The sequence below is a fragment of the Cobetia sp. cqz5-12 genome (genome assembly GCF_016495405.1).
In the GTDB taxonomy this organism is placed as follows: Bacteria; Pseudomonadota; Gammaproteobacteria; order Pseudomonadales; family Halomonadaceae; genus Cobetia.
The window spans coordinates 955,057-972,884 of the sequence record NZ_CP044522.1 but is presented as its reverse complement, the minus strand read 5'-3'; the positions used below and the strand labels follow the sequence as shown (position 1 = coordinate 972,884).

Annotated in this window: 17 protein-coding genes; 4 read left to right on the top strand and 13 right to left on the bottom strand. The window is 64.0% G+C overall.

The window, feature by feature from the left end; all coding sequences use genetic code 11:
- Positions 1–75: 75 nt before the first annotated feature.
- The 12 genes from lipA to F8A90_RS04110 all read right to left on the bottom strand — a co-directional run bounded on the left by lipA (position 76) and on the right by F8A90_RS04110 (position 12,289).
- The gene (lipA, locus tag F8A90_RS04165) at positions 76–1,068 is read right to left on the bottom strand and encodes a lipoyl synthase (RefSeq protein ID WP_052384342.1); all 993 of its coding nucleotides are present in this window, start codon (positions 1,066–1,068) and stop codon (positions 76–78) included.
- The gene (gene lipB, locus F8A90_RS04160) at positions 1,068–1,793 is read right to left on the bottom strand and encodes a lipoyl(octanoyl) transferase LipB (protein WP_200019150.1); all 726 of its coding nucleotides are present in this window, start codon (positions 1,791–1,793) and stop codon (positions 1,068–1,070) included. Before lipB ends, lipA begins: the two co-directional genes overlap by 1 nt.
- 57 nt (positions 1,794–1,850) lie before the next feature.
- Entirely contained in the window at positions 1,851–2,138 is a 288-nt protein-coding gene (locus F8A90_RS04155) for an HP0495 family protein (protein WP_043331948.1), read from the bottom strand.
- Between the two features lie 194 nt (positions 2,139–2,332).
- Complete coding sequence (locus F8A90_RS04150; RefSeq protein ID WP_233593436.1) at positions 2,333–3,535, bottom strand: D-alanyl-D-alanine carboxypeptidase family protein; 1,203 nt, start codon at positions 3,533–3,535, stop codon at positions 2,333–2,335.
- Between the two features lie 102 nt (positions 3,536–3,637).
- Positions 3,638–4,669 (bottom strand): septal ring lytic transglycosylase RlpA family protein, encoded by a 1,032-nt coding sequence (locus tag F8A90_RS04145; RefSeq protein ID WP_200019148.1) that lies wholly within the window; start codon positions 4,667–4,669, stop codon positions 3,638–3,640.
- Entirely contained in the window at positions 4,666–5,709 is a 1,044-nt protein-coding gene (gene mltB / locus F8A90_RS04140; RefSeq protein ID WP_233593435.1) for a lytic murein transglycosylase B, read from the bottom strand. The genes F8A90_RS04145 and mltB overlap by 4 nt, the downstream gene beginning before the upstream one ends.
- A 70-nt stretch (positions 5,710–5,779) precedes the next feature.
- A complete protein-coding gene (gene rodA, locus F8A90_RS04135) occupies positions 5,780–6,928 on the bottom strand; it encodes a rod shape-determining protein RodA (RefSeq protein ID WP_166019252.1) in 1,149 nt (382 codons plus the stop codon).
- On the bottom strand, positions 6,918–8,864 hold the full coding sequence (mrdA, locus tag F8A90_RS04130; RefSeq protein WP_200019146.1) for a penicillin-binding protein 2: 1,947 nt from the start codon (positions 8,862–8,864) through the stop codon (positions 6,918–6,920). Before mrdA ends, rodA begins: the two co-directional genes overlap by 11 nt.
- Before the next feature lie 42 nt (positions 8,865–8,906).
- Positions 8,907–9,374, bottom strand: coding sequence for a 23S rRNA (pseudouridine(1915)-N(3))-methyltransferase RlmH (gene rlmH, locus F8A90_RS04125; protein ID WP_043331959.1), 468 nt, complete (start codon positions 9,372–9,374; stop codon positions 8,907–8,909).
- Between the two features lie 145 nt (positions 9,375–9,519).
- Positions 9,520–9,879, bottom strand: coding sequence for a ribosome silencing factor (gene rsfS, locus F8A90_RS04120; protein ID WP_043331961.1), 360 nt, complete (start codon positions 9,877–9,879; stop codon positions 9,520–9,522).
- Positions 9,880–10,130: 251 nt separating this feature from the next.
- Positions 10,131–10,766, bottom strand: coding sequence for a nicotinate-nucleotide adenylyltransferase (nadD, locus tag F8A90_RS04115; protein ID WP_166019573.1), 636 nt, complete (start codon positions 10,764–10,766; stop codon positions 10,131–10,133).
- A gap of 239 nt (positions 10,767–11,005) precedes the next feature.
- Positions 11,006–12,289: a glutamate-5-semialdehyde dehydrogenase gene (locus F8A90_RS04110; protein WP_166019250.1), complete on the bottom strand. Its 1,284-nt coding sequence runs from the start codon at positions 12,287–12,289 to the stop codon at positions 11,006–11,008.
- A gap of 311 nt (positions 12,290–12,600) precedes the next feature.
- Between F8A90_RS04110 and F8A90_RS04105 the strand changes: the two genes are divergently transcribed.
- From F8A90_RS04105 to F8A90_RS04090, 4 genes are all read left to right on the top strand, one after another.
- A complete protein-coding gene (locus F8A90_RS04105) occupies positions 12,601–13,626 on the top strand; it encodes a hypothetical protein (RefSeq protein WP_200019144.1) in 1,026 nt (341 codons plus the stop codon).
- On the top strand, positions 13,626–14,585 hold the full coding sequence (locus tag F8A90_RS04100) for a diguanylate cyclase domain-containing protein (protein ID WP_200019142.1): 960 nt from the start codon (positions 13,626–13,628) through the stop codon (positions 14,583–14,585). Before F8A90_RS04105 ends, F8A90_RS04100 begins: the two co-directional genes overlap by 1 nt.
- Positions 14,582–16,054 carry a bifunctional DedA family/phosphatase PAP2 family protein gene (locus F8A90_RS04095; RefSeq protein ID WP_233593434.1) on the top strand — a complete coding sequence of 491 codons (1,473 nt, stop codon included), beginning with the start codon at positions 14,582–14,584 and terminating at the stop codon, positions 16,052–16,054. The genes F8A90_RS04100 and F8A90_RS04095 overlap by 4 nt, the downstream gene beginning before the upstream one ends.
- A 122-nt stretch (positions 16,055–16,176) precedes the next feature.
- The gene (locus tag F8A90_RS04090; RefSeq protein WP_200019135.1) at positions 16,177–17,055 is read left to right on the top strand and encodes a DMT family transporter; all 879 of its coding nucleotides are present in this window, start codon (positions 16,177–16,179) and stop codon (positions 17,053–17,055) included.
- A gap of 109 nt (positions 17,056–17,164) precedes the next feature.
- Here F8A90_RS04090 and F8A90_RS04085 read toward each other — a convergent pair whose 3' ends face one another.
- On the bottom strand, positions 17,165–17,794 hold the full coding sequence (locus F8A90_RS04085; protein WP_166019246.1) for a LysE family translocator: 630 nt from the start codon (positions 17,792–17,794) through the stop codon (positions 17,165–17,167).
- Positions 17,795–17,828: the final 34 nt, after the last annotated feature.

Sequence of the window (17,828 nt, the reverse complement as noted above, 5' to 3'; positions counted from 1 at the left end):
AAAAACCGCCATGGAGACGAGCTCCATGGCGGTTTTTTTTCGTTAAGGCAGCTGACGGCATGTCAGCAGTGCGGCTTACTTCACTTCCACACCGTGCGCCTGCTTGTCGGCGTGGTAGGAAGAGCGCACCAGCGGGCCGGAGGCGACATGCGAGAAGCCCATCTCGCGCGCCTTCTGGCCGAGCCAATCGAAGGTGTCCGGGTGCACCCAGCGGTCGATGGGCAGGTGGTTGCGCGACGGCTGCATGTACTGACCCAGGGTCAGCATGTCGACGCCGTGGTTGCGCAGGTCCTGCATGACCTCGAGCACCTGCTCGTCAGTCTCGCCGACACCCAGCATCAGACCGGACTTGGTCTTCACTTCCGGACGACGCTCCTTGTAGCCCTTGAGCAGATCCAGCGACCACTGGTAGTCGGCACCCGGACGCACGCGACGGTAAAGGCTCGGCACGGTTTCCAGGTTGTGGTTGAAGACGTCCGGCGGCGTCTGCTCGAGCACGTCCAGCGCGACCTGCATGCGGCCACGGAAGTCCGGTACCAGCACTTCGATCTCGGTGCCATCGCACTTCTCGCGAATCTCGCGGATGCACTCGGCGATGTGGTTGGAGCCACCGTCGCGCAAGTCATCACGGTCGACGGAGGTCACGACGACGTAATTCAGGCGCATCTCGGCGATGGCCTCGGCCAGCTCGCGCGGCTCGTCGGCGTTCAGCGCGTTGGGACGACCGTGGGCCACGTCGCAGAATGGGCAACGACGGGTGCAGATGTCACCCATGATCATGAAGGTTGCGGTGCCGCCGCTGAAGCACTCGCCCAAGTTCGGGCACGAGGCTTCTTCACAGACCGTGTGCAGGCCGTGCTTGCGCAGCGTCTGCTTGATGCGCGTGACTTCCGGCGAGGCCGGCATGCGCACACGCAGCCAGTCAGGCTTCTTGGGCAAGGTCTCGGTGGGAATCACCTTGACCGGAATGCGGGCAACCTTCTCGGCGCCGCGCAGCTTCACGCCACGCTCCTTGCGGGCAGGAGCAGCGGAGGGAGCGGGCTTCGTGGTAGCGATGGTCTCGGTCATCAGTTCTGTCCTGCTGTTCGAGAAATGTCAGCCAGTGCCGCGGGCAGGCCGCTCACCGGAGTCAGGGTCACATCGCCCAGGCTTGCGCCCAGACAACGCACCAGGCGGTCACGCTCGCTGGCGAGATCCACCGGTGCGCGAACGAGATCGCGCAGCTGGGTCATCGCCATGCCGGCATAGCCGCAGGGATTGATGCGCCCGAAGGGCGCGAGGTCCATGTCCAGATTGATCGCCACGCCATGGAAGCTGCAACCACGCCGGATGCGCAGTCCCAGCGAGGCGATCTTGGCCTCTTCCATCGAACGACGCGGGTCATCGCCACGCTGCGCCGACTTCTTCACATAGACGCCAGGCGCGTCCGGACGTGGATAGGCCTCGATGCCATGCTCGGCCATCGCCGCCACTACCGTCTCTTCCAGCGCCGTCACCAGCTGGCGAACGCCGATGCCACCTCGCTTGACGTTGAGCAGCGGGTAGAGCACCAGCTGGCCGGGCCCATGATAGGTCACCTGCCCGCCACGGTCGGTCTGCACCACCGGAATGTTGCCCGGCATCAACAGATGCTCCGGCTTGCCCGCCTGGCCCTGGGTAAAGACGGGCGGGTGCTCCACCACCCACAGCTCGTCAGGCGCATCGGCCGCACGCGTATCAGTGAAGTGGCGCATGGCCGACCACACCTCATCATAGGCCTTGAGGCCGAGGTGGTAGACGTGAATCGTGTTCATGCATGCGCTCCTGTCATCAAGGCGCAAGACAAGGAAATCCAGCGTTTCATGCCTGGATCACAGCACCATATGGATGCGACCGGTGGCCTTGAGGTCACGGTGCAGCGCATCCAGCTGATCGGTACCGGTGGCACGGATCACCACACGGATGCTGCGATAATTGCCGTTCTTGCTGTCCTGCCAGGTGATGGCCGTCGCATCGAAGCCCGGCGCATGCACTTCCAGGATATTGCAGACCACTTCGACGAGATCTTCTGCGGCGGTGCCGACGATCTTGAGGGAGAAATCACACGGGAATTCAATCTTCGGGGGCGTCTGCCCACCAGCTGCTGGCGTCTTGGCCATGGGGATAGCCCTTCAGGTAACTCTATTTCCGACCATTCTACTCAACAAAGGGCGATCCGTCAGCCGGATCGCCCTTTGTTGAGTACACGACCGCGATATTCAGGGGCGCGCGCCTGGCACCGCCAGCGCGCGCCCCACTTCCATCACTGAATCATGTCATCGGCCGCGTCACTTCACGCAACCAGACGACTGACTCAGTTGAACAGGCCGTGGAAGAACAGCATCAGGGCATCCCACAGACGCTTGAACAGGCCGCCCTGCTCCACCGGCTCCAGTGCGACCAGCGGCTCTTCGGCCAGCACCTTGTCGTCCAGCTTGATCTGCAGGGTACCGTACTGCTCGCCGGCCTGAACCGGGGCCTTGATGGTGTCCTTGAGATCAAGGCGCGCGGTCAGCTTGTCAGCCTGGCCACTCGGCACGGTCAGGAAGACGTCCTGAGCCATGCCCAGACGCACCTGGTCCTTCTCGCCACCCCAGACACGCGCCTGATTGAGCACCGCGCCCTTGTCATAGAGCTTCTTGCTCTCGAAGTAGCGGAAGCCGTAGGTCAGAAGCTTCTGGGATTCCTGCGCACGCGCCTCTTCGGACTTGGTCCCCATCACGACACTGATCAGGCGAGTATCTTCCTTCTTGGCGGATGCCACCAGGCAGTAGCCGGCTTCTTCGGTGTGGCCGGTCTTCAGGCCATCGACGTCCTTGTCACGCCACAGCAGCTTGTTGCGGTTCGGCTGCTTGATGCCATTCCAGGTGAAGTACTTCTGGGAATAGATCTCGTAGTGATCCGGATAGTCCTTGATGATGCGACGCGCCAGAATCGCCAGGTCGTGCGCCGTGGAGTAATGCTCCGCGTGCGGAAGGCCAGTAGCGTTCATGTAGTGGGTGTTCTTCATGCCCAGACGCTTGGCATGCTGGTTCATCAGGTCGGCAAAGGAGCCCTCGCTGCCGCCGATGCGCTCGGCCAGAGCGACGCTGGCGTCGTTGCCGGACTGGATGATGACACCGTGCAGCAGGTCATCGACGGTGACACTGGTGCCTTCGCGGATGAACATGCGCGAGCCACCCGTCTTCCAGGCATTGACGCTGATGCGTACGTCTTCGTCCGGGCTCAGCTTGCCGTCGTCGATCTCGCTCTCGACCAGGTAGGCCGTCATCATCTTGGTCAGGCTGGCCGGCGGCAGGCGCTTGTCGGCGTTGTGCTCGACCAGGATGCGCCCGGAATTGGCATCCATCAGGATCCAGGAAGATGCCGCCAGCTGCGGTGCCGCCGGAATCAGGGTATCCGTCTCGATGGCATGGGCCGGGGTGGCGGCAACGCCTGCGAACAGCGCAATGCCGCTGGCCGCCATCAGCGCGGAGAATCGACGCCGAAGAGGAAGAAGTCGGGCTTTCAGGGACATGTTGGAATCTCTTTGACACTCATGCATAAGCCGAGGCTTGCGCCTCGGCCATGTTGCGCCTCTTCACGAAGCGCATGATGGATGAAAACGGGCCTGCGGCCCTTATCGCTCTGCCGTGACGCTGAAGGCCCCGGCATAGCCAGCATCGGCCAGCGCCGACTTGAGCGATTCAATACGGACATTGTCTTCCAGCGGGCCGACCTGAACCTTGTAGAGGTCGCCGCTACCCAGCACGCGGGTCGGTCGTCCCAGACGGGAGCTGACGCTGGCGCGAATGCTGTCGGCCTTGCTCAGATCACTGACCGCCGCGACCTGCAGGAAGGTAGCTTCCCCGTTCGCCACGGAGGACGTGCTGCTCGACGCAGCAGAGGCTACCACGGGCTTGGCGGCAACGCTCGCGCCAGAAGCGCTCGAGGCCACGGAACCGGCAGTTGCCTCCATCTCGTCAAGTCCGGCAATGCCCTGCTCGCGGCGTACCGCCTGGCTGCGCGCCAGCAGGCGCTCGGATTCAGCCGTGCCCTGGGTCGGGCTCGGGCCCGGCTTCCAGGTCGTGGCATCGAGGGTCTCGACACGCACATGCCCGGTGCCATGGCCCAGCATGTCCAGTCGCCACGCCGCGCTGTAGGACAGGTCGATCAGACGGTCTTCATGGAAGGGGCCGCGATCGTTGACCTTGACGATGACCTGCTTGCCGTTGTCCAGATTGGTGACACGCGCATAGGTCGGCAATGGCAGCGACTTGTGAGCCGCCGTCATGGTGTACATGTCATAGATCTCGCCACTGGCGGTGGCGTAGCCATGAAACTTCTTGCCGTACCAGGAAGCAGTGCCCTCGGCCACGTAACCGCGCGGATCATCCATCACGTGATACGTCTTGCCCCATACCTCATACTCGCTGCGGTTGCCGCTGCGGGTATAGGGTTCGACACGGGGCACTTCATCGGGCACTGCCGAGACATCCGGCGCATCATCGGGATAGGCATCGCTGTCCATCTCGTAACGCCCATTCTTGCCGGCCTTCTTGCCCGTGCTCGCCGAGGCACCATCACTGACCTGGGTGCCACCCCCACTGCTGGCACACCCGGCCAGCAGGGCAAGCGCAAGGGTCAGCGGTAGCGCGCGTGACCAGCTCATCCCGCACCTCCGTCCTCGAGACGACGCTTGATCGCCCGGGACAGCTCATCCACGGCCATCGCATACATGTGGCTGTGGTTGTAGCGCGTGATGACGTAGAAGTTGTCGTAGCCGACGGCGTAGCGATAGCCCTGCTTCAGGTCCAGCGCCAACGGAATCACCTGGGTATTGCCGGCCACGTCGACTGCCACCTGGACACCGGCCGCCTCGAGCGCGGAAACGCTCATGTACGGCTTTTTGGTCTTGTTGAAGGTGACGGAGGACGGCGGAGTGCCGGGGCCATCCGCGGCGCTGACCACCGGCGCACCGGCCTTCCAGCCATGACGCGCGAAGTAGTTGCCGACACTGCCGATGGCATCGACCGGGTTATGCCACAGATCCCGCACGCCATCACCATCGAAATCGACCGCATAGGCCTGATAACTGGTGGGGATGAACTGCGGATAGCCCATCGCGCCGGCATAGGAGCCCTTGATCGAGAGCGGGTCGATGCCCTGCTCCAGGGTCAGCTGCAGGAAGGCGGCCAGTTCACCCCGGAAGAAGGTGCCACGTCGCGGATGATCGAAGGCCAGCGTGGAGAGCGAATCGATCACCCGATGGGTGCCGGTGTGCTTGCCGAAGAAGGTCTCGACGCCGATGATCGCGGCGATGACTTCCGGTGGCACGCCATACTCGGCCTGGGCACGGTCGAAGGTCTCGCGATGCTCGGCGATGAACTTCACCCCGGCCTCGATGCGGGATTCCTTCATGAAGATGGCGCGGTACTGGTCCCAGCGCAGATGACCTTCCGCCGGGCGCGACATGGCATCCAGCACTTTCTGGCTGTAATCGGCCTGGTTCATCAGCTCGGTCACGCGATCGCGATCCAGCCCCTTGGCCACCAGTTCGTCGACCAGCTTGGCCGTTTCCGGGTGAGTCGCCGGGGCGAAGCCATCAGGCGCCGCCTTGGCCATGCCTGACATTCCCAGCAGCGGTGCCACCATCACCAGGGCTGCGCCCCAGTGCTTCAGACGTCGCCCACGCGCATTGATCACCGTCATCGACTCTCTCCTTGCCTGTCTGCGAGCTTGGCTCGCGAATGTCCTTGCCACTCGGCAACTGGCCGCCACGTCATCGCGACAATAGGCGCCGGTGGGTATGAATGCTCATGAGAATACCGAAGCCTGCCAACAAGGTCACGCTGGAGGTCCCACCATAACTGACCAGCGGCAACGGGACGCCAACGACCGGCAAGATACCCGATACCATGCCGATGTTGACGAATACGTAGACGAAGAACGTCAGGATGATCGCGCCCCCCGTCAGCCGTGCAAAACTGTCCTGGCCATTGTTGGACATCACCAGCCCGCGCAGCACGATCAGCACGTAGAGCCCCAGGAAGAAGCTCATGCCGATCAGGCCGAACTCCTCCCCGATGACCGCGACGATGAAGTCGGTATGGCGCTCCGGCAGGAACTCGAGCTGGGACTGGGTCCCCAGGGTATAGCCCTTGCCGAAGATGCCGCCCGAGCCGATGGCCGTCTTGGACTGGATGATGTTCCAGCCCGCGCCAAGCGGGTCAGACTCCGGATTGAGGAATGTCAGCACACGGCGGCGTTGATAGTCGTGCATGACCATCCACAGAAGCGGCAATGCCGAGGCGATCAAGGCGCCGAAGAAGGCGATCAGCTTCCAGGAAAGCCCCGCCAGCAGGATCACGAACACCCCCGCCGCGGCGACCAGCAACGAGGTGCCGAGGTCAGGCTGGCGCGCGATCAGCAGCACCGGCGCGACGATGATCACGGCGCAGATGGCCAGGTCTCGCCAGCGAGGGGGCAACGGGCGCTGCCCGAGCCAGCAGGCCACCATCATCGGCATTGCCAGCTTCATCAGTTCAGAGGGCTGAAAGCGCACTACCCCGGGAATGACCAGCCAGCGCTGGGCGCCCATGCCGACATCCCCCAGCACCTCCACCGCCACCAGCATCAGGAAGCCGGCGCCATAGACGACCGGCGCCCAGCGATAAAGCGTCGCGGGTGACAGCTGGGCAAGCCCGATCATGATCACCAGTGCCAGCGCCTGGCGTGAGGCCTGGCGCAGCGTGAAGTCGATATCTTGGCCGCTGGCACTGTAGAGCACGATCAGCCCGCAGCCGAGCACGGCCAGCAGCAACAGCAACAGCCAGGGGTCGAGGTGGATACGCTCCCACAGACTGGTGCGGCGGCGATGACTGAGATCTCCCCCTACACCACGCATCGAGCGCTGATAATCAGTCGGCATCATTCTCTCCTTGCTCACCCTCGCCCGCCGGTACCTCCGGGGGTGCCAGAGCGGCAGCCAGCGTGAGCGCCGCCTCACGCGCCTCGGGATCAATGCGCGGCAACAGCCAGTAATCGGTGACGGCGCGCGCCATCGGACCTGCCACGGAGCTGCCACCCTGACCGTTCTCGATCACCACGGAAACGGCTATTTCCGGGTGCTCGACCGGCGCAAAGGCGGCGAACAGGGCGTGGTCTCGCAGACGCTCCGCGAGCTCCTTGCCGTTGTATTTCTGGTCCTGACCGAGGGTGAAGACCTGCGCGGTACCGGACTTGCCGGCCATGCGATACTTGAGCCCGGGGCCGACATACTTGCGCGCCGTACCTTCTCGCCCGCTGACCACGTCCTCGAGCGCGGCGATGACATCGTCCCACCACGCCGGGTTGTCCAGCACTACATCCGGCTTTTCCTCGCTTCGGGGCAGCAACACCGTCTCGTCACCGATGCGCTTGGCCAGGTGAGGCGTCACGTGTCGGCCACGATTGGCCAGCACGGCCTCCGCCGAGGCGAGCTGCAACGGCGTGGCAAGCCAGTAGCCCTGACCGATACCGATGGAGATGGTCTCGCCGGGGTACCAGGGCTTGTCGTAGCGATTGCGCTTCCATTCCTTGGACGGCATCAGGCCGGGCAGCGCACCCTGCACGTCCAGCGCCGTCTGCTCACCGAAGCCGAACTTGTGCATGTACTCGCTGATGCGATCGATCCCCAGACGGTAGGCAACGTTGTAGAAGAAGGTGTCATTGGACACCGCAATGCCACGCCGCATGTTGACGCGCCCATGCCCCCAGCGCAGCCAGTTGCGATACTTGTGGCTGTCATTGGGCAGCTGGAAATAGCCGGGATCGTAGAAGGTGGTGTTGGTGGTGATGGCACCGTTCTCCAGCCCTGCCAGCGACATGAAGGGCTTCACGGTCGAGGCTGGCGGGTACTGGCCGCGAATGGCACGGTTGAACAGCGGCAGGTCGATATCATTCTGCAGCGCGCGATAGCTCTTGACGCTGATGCCGGTGACGAACTCGTTGGAGTTGAAGCCCGGCACGGAGGCCATCGCCAGAATGTCGCCCGTCTCGGGCTCGATGGCCACGATGGCACCACGTCGCCCCTTGAGCAGCCGATAGGCGAGATCCTGCAGACCGCGGTCGATGGTCAGCGTCAGGTCCTTGCCCGGCACCGGATCGATCCGCGACAGCTCACGCAGCACGCGACCCCGCGCATTGGTTTCCACCTTGCGCAGGCCCGCCTGACCGTGCAGCGCCTCTTCATAGAAGCGCTCGATACCGGTCTTGCCGATGAAGTGGGTGCCCGAATAGTTGCCCTTGTCGAGGGTCTTGAGCTCAGCCTGATTGATGCGCCCCACATACCCCAGGGTATGCGACAACGGCTTGGCATCCGGGTAGTAGCGCAGCAGCTGCGCCTCGACCTCGACGCCAGGCAGACGATAGCGATTGACGGCCAGACGCGCGATCTGCTCCTGACTCAACTCACTCATCAACAGGGCGGGCTGATAGGGACGTTGACGCTGACGCGAGCGTTCCTTGAAGTCTTCGACTTCATCGGGCGGCAGATCGAGAATCTCGACCAGGCGCTCAAGCGTCGTCTCGAGATCACCGGCGCGTTCGCGCACGATGGTGAGATTGTAGTTGGGGCGGTTTTCGGCGAGCAGCTGACCATTGCGGTCATAGATCAAGCCGCGCGTAGGCGGCAAGGGCTCGACACGCACACGGTTCTTGTCCGAGCGCGTCGTATAGATGTCGTGTTCCACGACCTGCAGGAAGAGCAGCCGCGCCAGCAGACACCCGGCCAGCACCAGCACAAGGCCGGCAGCCACGATGCTGCGAAGGCGAAAGATCCGCACTTCCTGTTGAGGATTCTTTATCGTCGCCCGGCGTTGGCGCATGGCGGGTCTCGCAACCAGTGTCGTGTCGCAAGCGGCAGGCGCTTACCGGTGATAGGGGTGCCCGACCAGCAATGTCCAGGCGCGGTAAAGCTGTTCCGCCAGCACGATGCGCACCAGGGGGTGCGGCAGCGTCAGTGCCGAGAGCGACCAGCGCTGATCGGCACGTGCCAGCAGGCGTGGGTCGAGCCCATCCGGACCACCGATGAGGATGGCCACGTCTCGCCCTCCCAGCCGCCAATCATCGGCATGCTGGGCAAGCTGCTCGGTACTCCAGGCCTTACCTAGGACATCAAGGGCGACAACATGTTCATTTCCCTTGAGTTTTTCAAGCATCCGATCGCCTTCACTGGCCATGGCACGGGCGATGTCCGCATTCTTGCCGCGATTGCCGGGCGCCAGCTCGATGAACTCAAGCGAAAAATCCCGCGGCATGCGCTTGAGATATTCCCGGCTACCCTTCTCCACCCAGTCCGGCATCTTCTGCCCGACCGCCAAAACTCGGATCTTCATGTCCTGTCCCGTGCTGTGTCAGAACGACGGGCAAGCCCGCGGTCCTTCCATCGGATACTCCCTGCCCGCGACATCGCGACCGGCAAGGACACAACGCGCGGTTGGCATGCCCCGACGAGCAACCCGTCGGGTCAGGCTGGCAGGATCAATGGCTCTGCTCGTACTCTTCACGCGTTTCGCGGGGCAGATCGCTCCACAGGCGCTCGAGGTCGTACAGGGCACGGGTTTCGGCCAGCATGACGTGGACGACGACATCGCCCAGATCCAGCAGCACCCAGTCGGAACCGTTGTCACCTTCACAGCCCAGCGGCTTGACGCCGGCTTCTTTCACGGTGACCTGCACGTTGTTGGCCAACGCGGAGATATGGCGGCTGGACGTACCGGTCGCGATCACCATCACATCGGTGACGCTGGTCAGCTTGGAGACATTGATCTCGCTGATTTCCTGGGCCTTGAGTTCTTCAAGGGCGTCGACAACCAGGTTTTTAAGAGCTTCGGTCTGCATGATTCCTCGGGAGTTTGTTCGGCAGGGGGCGCATTCTACCCGTTGGCGATGCGCGCGCCTATGGGCATCGTCATTTACTCGCCAAAGTGGCGCCACGCACGGCGATGCGGGATCACTGCGCCGGCGCACCTTCTCATGATGCCACGCTCGCACGCGACATGACGTTCAGAGCCACAACGCCCAGCTTGATGATGGGCTCAGCTCAGTGATGGGTTCAGTTCGATTACGGGCTCAGGTCGATGACGGACACTTCAGGACGAGGACGGACAATAGAGGCCATGCGCCTCGATATGACGGATCACCGCTTCCGGCAACAGGTAGCGCACGCTGTCACCCAGCGCGAGGCGCTCACGCACGAAGGTGGCACTGATGGCCATGCGCGTCGGCAATGACAGGCGCAACAGGTGGCCGCCCGGACGCGCCATCAAGGCCGCCACCGAGTCGACCTCGCGCCCCTGGATCAGCGCTTCGAGCGCCCGGGGCAGCGGTGCATCATGGTCCGGCCGCTCGATCACCACCACGTGGGCTTCATCGAACAGACGATCGGCAGCATGCCAGTCCCCGAGCTTGAGGAAGGCGTCATGGCCGATCGCCATCACCAGCCGCGCCTGCGGGCCATATTCGGCACGTAGACTGGCCAGGGTGTCGGCACTGTAGGAGGGGCCATCGCGCAGTAACTCACGCCCATCGGCCTTGAGACCCGGCTCTCCCTCTATCGCGGCTTCCAGCATCGCCAGACGCTGATCACTGCTGACGCCGGGCGCGGCGCGATGCGGCGGCTGATGCGAAGGAACCAGCAGTACATGGTCCAGCCCCAGCGCTTCGCGCAGCTCGATGGCACTGCGCAGATGGCCGTGATGGATGGGATCGAAGGTACCGCCGAGCATGGCGACACGCGGCACCGGGCCGAGACAGCCCTCGAAGCTCGGCTCCGCTGCCGTGTCAGTCCTTGAACGCGAGTCATGTGCCGACTCGGTGTCGTGATGCACGGCCTCACGCTCCTGCGCGAGACCATCGGCATTCAAGGGGCGCTGGGTGTCCTCCAGCGCCTCGGGCGACAGGGCCTGCTCGTTCGTCAAGGTCTGCTCGGGCGCGACCTGCCCCTTGGCGGGTGAGACATGGTCCTTCACTGGCGAATCTGCCCATCACCGAACACGATGTACTTGCGGGTCGTCAGGCCCTCAAGCCCGACCGGACCACGCGCATGCAGCTTGTCGGTGGAGATGCCGATCTCGGCGCCCAGGCCATATTCGAAGCCATCGGCGAAGCGGGTGGAGGCGTTGACCATCACCGAGCTGGAATCGACTTCCGCCATGAAGCGGCGCGCCAGCGCATAGTTCTCGGTGATGATGGCCTCGGTATGCCCGGAGCTGTGACGCTCGATATGCGCCATCGCCTCATCCACGCCATCCACGACACGAATCGCCAGAATCGGCGCGAGATATTCGGTATCCCAGTCTTCCGCACTGGCGGCCACGGCCTGCGGCAGCACTTCACGGGTGCGCTCGCAACCGCGAATCTCGACCTCATGTGCCGCCAGACGCTCGGCGATACGCGGCAGGACCTCGGCGGCAACCGGCGCATCGACCAGTAAAGTCTCCATGGTGTTGCAGGTGCCGTAGCGGTGGGTCTTGGCGTTCTCGGCGATCCGGACCGCCATCGCCAGGTCAGCCGTGGCATCGATATAGACGTGACAGATGCCATCGAGGTGCTTGATGACCGGCACGCGCGCATCACGCGAGATACGCGAGATGAGGCTCTTGCCACCGCGCGGGATGATGACATCGACGAACTCGGGCATCGCGATCAGCTCACCGACCGCGGCGCGGTCCGTGGTGGCGACGACCTGGACTGCCGTGGCTGGCAGCCCGGAGAGCACCAATGCCTCGCTGATGATCTCGCTCAGCGCACGGTTGCTGGACGCGGCCTCGGAGCCACCGCGCAGGATGCAGGCATTGCCGGACTTCAGACACAGGCTGGCCGCCTCGATGGTCACGTTGGGACGTGACTCGAAGATGATGCCGATCACGCCCAGCGGCACGCGCATGTGGCCGACCTGAATGCCGCTCGGACGAGAGCGCAGACCATCGACCTCGCCGACCGGGTCCGGCAGCGCCGCGACCTGCTCGAGCCCCTCGATCATGCCGTCGATACGCGCCGGCGTCAGCGCGAGACGATCGACCATCGCCTCCGATAGCCCATTGGCGCGTGCACGCGTCAGGTCCTCGGCGTTGGCCTCTGCCAGTGCCTCGCGACGCTCATCGATCAGACGCGCCATGGTCTGCAGAGCACGATTCTTGATGCCGCTGTCGACGCGACGCATCACGACGCTTGCCGCGCGCGCTGCATGCCCCAGACGATTCATGTACGCCACGACGTCCGTGGTGTCGTGCTTGCCCTGCTCACTCATGTGCCTAATCTCGCTGGTTGTCAGTGTCCACGTGCTCATTACATCATCAGCCGCGCGCCGCGGGGGACATTTCGCCATGAAGCCCTGACGTGAAGGCCTGATGTGAAGGCCAGCCGTATAGGCCTTGGAGGCGTAGACACTAGTGTCACTCGCCGTTTGGGGTATGCTGCCATTATTGCAGGCGACGTTGCATGATCGGAGCACCGTCGCATCTTGCAAATGTGTCGGCAATGCCCACGTCACAGACCGTTCGGCCAGGGAATTCGGCCGATTTCGCGCCATCCACGGCAAAGGTGCCAATATAAGTCACCATGGAGATCAAGTTCAAAGTCCGTCTCAGTCAGTTCGTCTGTCTGCTCGGCTCTGTATTGCTGCTGCTGGAAGCGGCACGACAGATCAGTATCGGCCTGACGCTCACTGCCCTGTTGCTGGCGGTGGGCGGCACGATGTTGCTGGTGGTCTCTCTCGCCCACGAGCTGTTTACCCTACGCTGGTTCCGCACGCTGGTGATGCTCAGCGTCGCGCTGATCATGAGTGCACTGGTGTTGCTGGCCCCGCAACAGCACCTGATGTGGCTGTGGGGCTTCGCCGTCCTGCTGCTCTATCCGCGCCCGCGCTGGCTGGCCCCGGCCTGCGCACTGATCGGACTGGTCACCACCTGGCTGGCGCTCAGCCAGCTGGGCAGCGACTGGCTGAGTCTGGGCATCGGCATCACCGCGACTCTGATGGCGCTCGGTGCCATCGGTGGGCGACGCCAGCAGCAGGTCTGGATGCAGCTGGAACGTCGTGGCCGGCGTGATTCCAGCCGCGCGATCTGGTCACAATACCAGCTGATGCGCGACCTGCCGCGGGAAATTGCCCGTGCCGATCGCGAGGAGATCCATATCGAATTGATCCTGCTCGCACCGGTCAAGACCGGTCGTCTGGCCAACCGTCGCCTGATGAACACCCTCGACAGTGCCGCGCTGCCGCATGAGACCCGCTACCAGCTCGATGACGGGGCACTGGCCGTCTTGCTGGTCACCCGCGGCGAGCGCATGACAAGTCTGCGCCGTCGCCAGTTGATCGAGCATCTCGCGATGCCGGTCCGTGCCCGCGTGCAACCCCTCAACGACAGTGATCCCAGCGCGCTGGACCTCAAGCGCCTCAGCGCCCACTTGAGTGATGAACCGCAGCCGATCACCCTGCTGGCGCCACTGCCTCGCAAGCCTGCCGATGCCTCATCAGACGAAACCTCGACAGACAACGTCTCGTCAGATGCCGGGCGAGGCACCCTCAAACAGGCCAGCGAGGCAGACAAGATCGCCGTGGCACCGTCACGGGGGAATGATCACTGATGTCTCCTCTGCACAGTCTGGCCCATCGCGAGCGTCGGGAACTCGCCAATCGCAAGACACTGATCATGCTGCTGGCCGCCGCGGTGATAGCCACCTATGCCCTGTGGCGCTATCTGGTCGGCGATTTCGATCATATCCTGACCCCCGTGCTGGCTACCCTGCTGATGGCGATTGCCGCCGGCCTCAATCACCTCGATGATGAGCAGCCGCTGCCTTCCTACCTGACGCTGATCGCCAGCTATCTGATGCTGGCACTCGAGGCGCCGGGTACCTATCCGGGCATGTCGCTGTGGCTGGGGCTGCCCAGCGTGCTGACACTGCTGCTGTTGCCCCTGGCACCGGCGATGCTGCTCAATCTGGTGCTGGCGCCACTTTGGCTATGGCTATTGGGTCAGCAGGAAGACAACTTCGGCGAGATACTGCGTTACCTGTGTCTGCTGCTGGTGGCCAGCCAGCCGTTCGTCATCAACAGCCTGCAGGCGGGTGTCATGAGCCTGACCGCCAGCGAGGAAACCGAATGCAATGCCTTCAATGCGCGCACCGGTCAGCAACGACTGATCAGTGAGGCAGCGCGTGCACGGGCACTGGATCAACCATTCAGCATTCTGGTCGTCTATCTGCCGCAACTGGACATGCTCGGCGAGCAGTTCGGCGAAGACCGGCGCGTCGAGTGCCTGGCGATGGCCTGCGACGTGATGCAGGAGGTCTCGCGCCAGGGCGACCTGCTGTGTCGCAGCGACAAGTCGTCCTTCTGGCTGATGCTGCCCAATACCGGCGAGGCAGGAGCACTGATCATGCGTGAGCGCCTGACCGCGGCGCTGGCAGCGGCCACACAGCCGGAAACCGGCTCCATCATTGCCCGCGCACGCCTGGTGACGTACAAGGCCGATGACACCACCCAGAAACTCGAGCAACGCCTGCTGGCCAGCCAGCTTGCCCTGATGGATCTCAATGAATGAGCGACACCCTTGCGTCACTGCTGCATTGGCTGAACCCCAGCGTGATGATCGACACCCTGATGACCACGCTGAGCGATCACCCGGCAGCCCTTGTCGCCGTCATCGGCCTGGTCTCACTGCTTGAATCTCTCGCCATCATCGGCTTATTGGTGCCGGGCGTGGTCATTCTCACCGCCGGTGCCTCACTGGCCGGCCATCTTGAACTCTCGCTGCCGATACTGCTGGCCGCCGGTGCGCTGGGCGCCATCATCGGCGATGGCGTGAGTTTCTGGCTGGGCATCCGCTATCGCGACCAACTGCCCGGCCGCTGGCCTTTCTCGCGCCATCCCGAGTGGATCGAGCACGGTCAGCAGTTCTTTCATCGCCACGGCAGCTGGTCGATCGCCTTCGGACGCTTCGTCGGTCCGGTGCGCCCGATCATCCCGCTGGTCGCCGGCATGCTCGACATGCCGCCGGCACGCTTCTTCCTGGTCAATGGTCTCTCGGCACTGGCCTGGGCACCGGCCTACCTGCTGCCGGGCTATCTGCTGGGCCAGACCTGGCAGTCACTGTTCACCCTGCCGGAAGGGGCCGATGGCCTGCTGGTCGGCCTGGCCAGCGGACTGATCGCCTGTGCCTTCGCCTTCTCCTTCCTGCGCCGCCAGCTGGGCCGCGAGGGCCGCCTCTATCATTGGCTGGCTCGCCGCATGCGTCGCAGCCCCTCCGGGCGGCGTCTGTGGTGGCAGCTGCGTCATCCCGACCCCGAGGGCGAATTCCCGCTCGCCTCGATGGCACTGCTGATCTTCGCGGTGATCAGCGTGCCCGCCATGAGCCTGGCGGTGCTGGCCCATCCCGAGCCGTGGTGGATCGACCGCGTGGCCGCCTCGCTGGCCGCAAGCCTCGCCTCACTGATGCCCCAGGACTGGCTGCGCGAGGCAAGCCTGGTGCTGTCTCGCCTCGCCGATGGCACCGGCCTGGCGGCGCTCGTGGCTCCGTGGCTGGTGTGGCTGCTGCTCAAGGGCCGCCACGCGGTGTGGCTGCATCTGACGGCCGCCTGGCTGGGGATCGCCAGTGCCAATACCGTGCTCAAGCATCTGATCCAGCGCCCGCGCCCGGATACCCCCGCCTTCCTGGAAGGCTCGATGTCGTTTCCTAGCGCCCATGCCGCCGGCAGCGTGGCAGTGTTCGGATTGGCCGCCGCCTTCATTGCCGAGCGCCAGCCATCCTCACGACGTCGCTGGATCTACTGGGCGGCCATCGCCGCCTGTACGCTTGTCGGCCTGTCACGTATCACGCTTGGCGTCCACTACCTCAGCGATGTGCTGGGCGGTGCCTGCCTGGGGCTGCTGGTCTGTGCACTGGTGCGCATCAGCTATCCCGCCTTCGTGCGTCAGCCCTCGCGCCCCCTCGACTCGCCAGCCCCGCTGCTGTGGTTGAGTATGGCGAGCCTGTTGCTGTTGACGGCACGCTTCGCCTGGCTGCCGCTATAGGCTGTCGCGATCAGACTGCTGCCGCTCAGGCCGTCGCGATAACGTTACCGTGATAACGCTGTAAACCGATGAGCCGCCTGAGATGGCGGCTTTATCACTCCCCCCTGATGACGAGGAACCTCATGCCCGGCCCTGCTGCCCCTCCCTCCAACCAGCCCCAGGCGCTGATGTCGATTCATCTCGGCATCGCGCTGCTTGGCGGTACGGCGCTGTTCTCGAAAGGCGTGCCTCTCTCGGCGCTCGACATCACCACCTGGCGCAGCCTGCTGGCGGGACTGTTCCTGCTGTGGCTGGCACGCCTGAAGTGGCATGTCTCGCTACGTCTGAGCGGGCGTGACTGGCTCTTGCTGGGCATCGCCGCCGCGCTGATGGCCGCGCACTGGGTGAGCTACTTTCACTCGATGCAGGTGTCTTCCGTGGCCACCGGCATGCTGGCGCTGTTCACCTACCCCATCTTCATCGTGCTGCTGGAGCCATGGGTGGAAGGCACGCGCCTGAAAGCGAAGGACCTGGCGGCAGCGGGGCTGGTCTGCATCGGCATCTGGCTGCTTGTCCCAGGCGGCGACAGCAGCGCGCAGGGCGACAGCCTGGCGGGGGTGTTATGGGGCGTGTTCTCGGGCCTGTTGTTCGCGGCGCGCAATCTGCTGGTGCGCTACCGTCTCAGCCACCTCAACCCGGTACTATCGATGAGCCTGCAGGCGCTGGGCGTCGTGGTGCTGACGCTGCCATTCGTCTCCGGCGAGATCATGGATGCCAGCCCCTCGACGGGGATCGCCATGCTGGTGCTGGCCATCGTCTTCACGGCAGCACCGCATGCCCTGATGACCTTTGCCCTCGGTGGCCTCAAGGCCAAGACCGTCGGCATGATCGGCTGCCTGCAACCCGTCTACGGCGTATTGCTGGCGTGGCTGATTCTCGGCGAGGTGCCCACCTGGCTGACACTGGTCGGCGGTAGCTTCATCGTGGCGGCGGCAGCACTTGAGACCCTGCGCCGCAGCTGAACCGAAGTCGCAGCTGAATCAGCACCGCGCCCCTGAACACACTCAGGCCCGCCATTGGCGGGCCTGAGTGTGTTCACAAGCTGACATTCTTCGCTCGGTCATGCCGACATCAACCGGTCGCGAGCCAGATGCCCACGCCGATCATCAGCGTGCCGGCCACGCGGTTCATCAGCCGCACTCGCGAACCCCGCCCCAGCCAGCGCGCCAGGCTGCTGCCACCACCGGCGTAGAGCAGCAGGCAGGTGAATTCCAGCGTCAGGATGATGCCGACCAGCGCGATCAGCTGCGGCGCCAGCGGCAGGCTGGCATCCAGAAACGGCGGCAACAGCGCGATGAAGAACGCCCAGCCCTTGGGGTTGGCAATCGCGGTGACGAAGCCCTGTGCGGCCAATGCACGGCGCGAGGCGCGCGGTGCCGTCGCATCCTCCCCTGCTACCCCCAGGGCCAGGCGGCCACGTGAACGCCACATCTGGATCCCCAGCCAGGCTAGGTAGGCGCCCCCCGCCAGCTTGAAGGCCGAGAACACCATCGGATAGCGCAGCATGATGGTCGCGACGCCGATCACCGCCGACACCGCCACCAGCCCGACGCCCAGCAGTTCGCCCACCATCATCCACAGCGTGCGCTTGACGCCCTGGGTCATGCCCAGGGTCATCGCCAGCGTCATGCACATGCCCGGTGTCAGCGAGACCAGAAAGAACGTCGGCACGAACACCGACAACAACGACCAATTCAGCATTCCCTGCTCTCCTTGCGCAATCTGATGCAGTGCC

Excerpts from the sequence above, each read along its gene's own strand:
- lipA (WP_052384342.1), bottom strand. The coding sequence starts at position 1,068 with ATGACCGAGACCATCGCTACCACGAAGCCCGCTCCCTCCGCTGCTCCT.
- lipB (WP_200019150.1), bottom strand. The coding sequence starts at position 1,793 with ATGAACACGATTCACGTCTACCACCTCGGCCTCAAGGCCTATGATGAG.
- F8A90_RS04155 (WP_043331948.1), bottom strand. The coding sequence starts at position 2,138 with ATGGCCAAGACGCCAGCAGCTGGTGGGCAGACGCCCCCGAAGATTGAA.
- F8A90_RS04150 (WP_233593436.1), bottom strand. The coding sequence starts at position 3,535 with ATGTCCCTGAAAGCCCGACTTCTTCCTCTTCGGCGTCGATTCTCCGCG.
- F8A90_RS04145 (WP_200019148.1), bottom strand. The coding sequence starts at position 4,669 with ATGAGCTGGTCACGCGCGCTACCGCTGACCCTTGCGCTTGCCCTGCTG.
- mltB (WP_233593435.1), bottom strand. The coding sequence starts at position 5,709 with ATGACGGTGATCAATGCGCGTGGGCGACGTCTGAAGCACTGGGGCGCA.
- rodA (WP_166019252.1), bottom strand. The coding sequence starts at position 6,928 with ATGCCGACTGATTATCAGCGCTCGATGCGTGGTGTAGGGGGAGATCTC.
- mrdA (WP_200019146.1), bottom strand. The coding sequence starts at position 8,864 with ATGCGCCAACGCCGGGCGACGATAAAGAATCCTCAACAGGAAGTGCGG.
- rlmH (WP_043331959.1), bottom strand. The coding sequence starts at position 9,374 with ATGAAGATCCGAGTTTTGGCGGTCGGGCAGAAGATGCCGGACTGGGTG.
- rsfS (WP_043331961.1), bottom strand. The coding sequence starts at position 9,879 with ATGCAGACCGAAGCTCTTAAAAACCTGGTTGTCGACGCCCTTGAAGAA.
- nadD (WP_166019573.1), bottom strand. The coding sequence starts at position 10,766 with ATGCTCGGCGGTACCTTCGATCCCATCCATCACGGCCATCTGCGCAGT.
- F8A90_RS04110 (WP_166019250.1), bottom strand. The coding sequence starts at position 12,289 with ATGAGTGAGCAGGGCAAGCACGACACCACGGACGTCGTGGCGTACATG.
- F8A90_RS04105 (WP_200019144.1), top strand. The coding sequence starts at position 12,601 with ATGGAGATCAAGTTCAAAGTCCGTCTCAGTCAGTTCGTCTGTCTGCTC.
- F8A90_RS04100 (WP_200019142.1), top strand. The coding sequence starts at position 13,626 with ATGTCTCCTCTGCACAGTCTGGCCCATCGCGAGCGTCGGGAACTCGCC.
- F8A90_RS04095 (WP_233593434.1), top strand. The coding sequence starts at position 14,582 with ATGAGCGACACCCTTGCGTCACTGCTGCATTGGCTGAACCCCAGCGTG.
- F8A90_RS04090 (WP_200019135.1), top strand. The coding sequence starts at position 16,177 with ATGCCCGGCCCTGCTGCCCCTCCCTCCAACCAGCCCCAGGCGCTGATG.
- F8A90_RS04085 (WP_166019246.1), bottom strand. The coding sequence starts at position 17,794 with ATGCTGAATTGGTCGTTGTTGTCGGTGTTCGTGCCGACGTTCTTTCTG.